Source organism: Streptomyces nanshensis (genome assembly GCF_001751255.1).
Lineage (GTDB): Bacteria > Actinomycetota > Actinomycetes > Streptomycetales > Streptomycetaceae > Streptomyces > Streptomyces nanshensis_A.
Genome location: NZ_LJGW01000374.1, coordinates 1 through 2,462, shown reverse-complemented (window position 1 = coordinate 2,462; position 2,462 = coordinate 1). Strand labels below are relative to the sequence as shown.

Below are 2,462 nucleotides of genomic sequence, written 5' to 3'. Positions count from 1 at the left end.
CCGCGCCGTCGAGCGCGGCGCTCAGCACCGGGTTGTCGTGCAGCCGCAGATTCGCGGTGAACAGGGCGACGGAGACGCTCATCGGGCTGTCCTTCCTGTGGTGCGGGCGGCCCCGGCGGCGCGGGCGCACGGGGACAGGGCGCGGAGCCCGGTGACAGCTCACCACGCGCGCGGCGCTCAGCCGCGGCGGCGCAGCGCGCCGGGCCACCACACCGCCGGACCGATGTCGCGCGCGAGCGCGGGCACCAGCAGCGAGCGGACGACGAGCGTGTCCAGCAGCACCCCGAACGCGACGATGAACGCGATCTGGACGAGGAAGGAGAGCGGGATCACCACCAGCGCCGCGAAGGTCGCGGCCAGTACGACGCCCGCCGAGGTGATCACGCCGCCCGTCGCGGTCAGCCCCCTGCGGATGCCGGCGCGGGTGCCGTGCGCGACGGTCTCCTCGCGTACGCGCGTGAGCAGGAAGATGTTGTAGTCCACGCCGAGGGCCACGAGGAAGACGAAGCCGTAGAGCGGTACGGAGGCGTCGGTGCCGTCGAAGCCCAGCAGATGCCCGAAGACGAGCGCGGAGACGCCGAGCGTCGCGAGGAAGGTGAGCGCGACCGTCGCCACCAGCAGCACCGGAATCACCAGCGCACGCAGCAGCGCCGCGAGGATCACCAGGATGATCGCCAGCACCACGGGCACGATCAGCTTCCGGTCGTCCTCGGCGGTCGTCTGGATGTCGCGTTGCTGCGCGGTGTAACCGCCGACCAGCGCATGCGCTCCGGGTACGGCGTGCACGGACGTCCGCAGGCGCTCCACGGTCCGCTTCGCCTCGTCGCTCGCGGCTCCCGCGGCGAGCGTGGCGTCGATGAGTACACGTCCGTCCTCGACCAGCGGCGGCCCCTGGCCCGGCCGTCCCGTACGGGTCAGCGGCACGGCCCGGTCGACGCCGTCCGTACGGGAGGCGGCCTCGGTGACCGCGCGGGCCTTGTCCGCGTCGGCGACGATCACGGCCGGGTTGCCGGAGCCGCCGGGGAAGTGCCGGTCGAGGGTGCGCTGTGCGGCGACGGACGGCACGTCCTTGACGAACAGTTCGTCGGTCGGCACCCCGTGCGAGTCCAGCCGCGGCGCGAAGGCGGCGCAGGCGATCAGCGCCGCCAGCGTCACCGCCCAGATACGGCGTGGGGCACGGTCGACGAGGGCGGCGACTCGGCCCCAGAGGCCCGCTCCGGGACCGGCGGCGGCAGCGGCCCCGCCGTCGCCGGCCCCCGCGTCCGCCCCCGCCCCCTCGTTCTCGCCCGAACTCCCGTGCTCCACGGGCGGCTTGGGGCGCGCGGGCCAGTAGGCGGCGCGTCCGAGCAGTACGAGCGCCGCCGGAAGGAAGGTGAAGGTGCTGACGACGGCGCAGACGATGCCGATGGCGCCGACCGGCCCGAGCGCCCTGTTGTTCGTCAGATCGCTCAGCAGCAGCGCGAGCAGCCCCAGCGCGACGGTCGCGGCGCTCGCCGAGACCGCGCCCGCGGAGCGCCGCAGCGCCGGGCGCATCGCGCCGAACCGGTCGCCCCTGACGGCCAGTTCCTCCCGGTAGCGCGCGGCGAGCAGCAGGGCGTAGTCGGTCGACGCCCCGATGACCAGGATCGACAGGATGCCCTGCACCTGGCCGTCGACGCGTACGGCACCGTCCAGGGCGAGTTCGTAGACCACGGCACAGGCCAGCGAGAGCGCGAAGACCGCTCCGAGGATGATGACGACGGGCAGCACGACGCTGCGGTAGACCAGCAGCAGGATCAGCAGCACCACCACGAGCGCGACGACGAGCAGGATGCCGTCGATCCCCGCGAACGCGTCGGAGAGATCGGCCTGCGTCGCCGCCGGTCCCGCGAGCTGGACCTTCGCGCCGTGGACGCGGCCGGCGGCGTCGCGTACGTCGCCCAGCACGTCCGGCAGCCGCTCGTCGAGGTCGGCGCGTACCGGCACCGCACCCTGAAGTGCCGTGCGGTCCTTGCTGGGTACGGCGGGCGAGGGCCGACCCGCGATGCCGAAGCGGCCCTCGAGGGAGGCGAGCGCGCGGTCTGCCTCAGCGCGCTGCGGTGCGCCGAGCGTCCCCTCGCGCGCCGTCCAGACGACGACCGCGGGCACCGTGTCGGCCTGCTGGAAGTGCTTCTGCGCGTCGACGACTTGGGTGGATTCGGCGCTGCGCGGCAGAAAGGCGGACTGGTCGTTGGTGGCGACGTCGCCGAGCTTCCCGGCGTACGGGCCCAGCAGCCCGCCGAGCAGCAGCCAGACCAGCAGCAGCACGACCGGGGTGATCCAGCGGGTGACGCGGTGGGCGGACGGCATCTGTGCGTTCCTCGTGGGCTGGGGCCGGGGGCCGGGCGGTGGACGGACGCGAGCGCGCGGCGACGACCCTGAACGGGCCCCGCCCGGCGGCCGGTTGGGGCCGCGGCCAAGGGCCGGACCGTACGGTGCCGGCC

General features: G+C 74.4%; 1 protein-coding gene. It reads right to left on the bottom strand.

The window, feature by feature from the left end:
• Positions 1–177: 177 nt before the first annotated feature.
• Positions 178–2,328, bottom strand: coding sequence for an MMPL family transporter (locus AN218_RS22065; RefSeq protein WP_070018632.1), 2,151 nt, complete (start codon positions 2,326–2,328; stop codon positions 178–180).
• Positions 2,329–2,462 lie beyond the last annotated feature (134 nt).

Bases quoted from the DNA above. Each gene is read 5' to 3' on its own strand.
- AN218_RS22065 (WP_070018632.1), bottom strand. From the start codon at position 2,328: ATGCCGTCCGCCCACCGCGTCACCCGCTGGATCACCCCGGTCGTGCTG.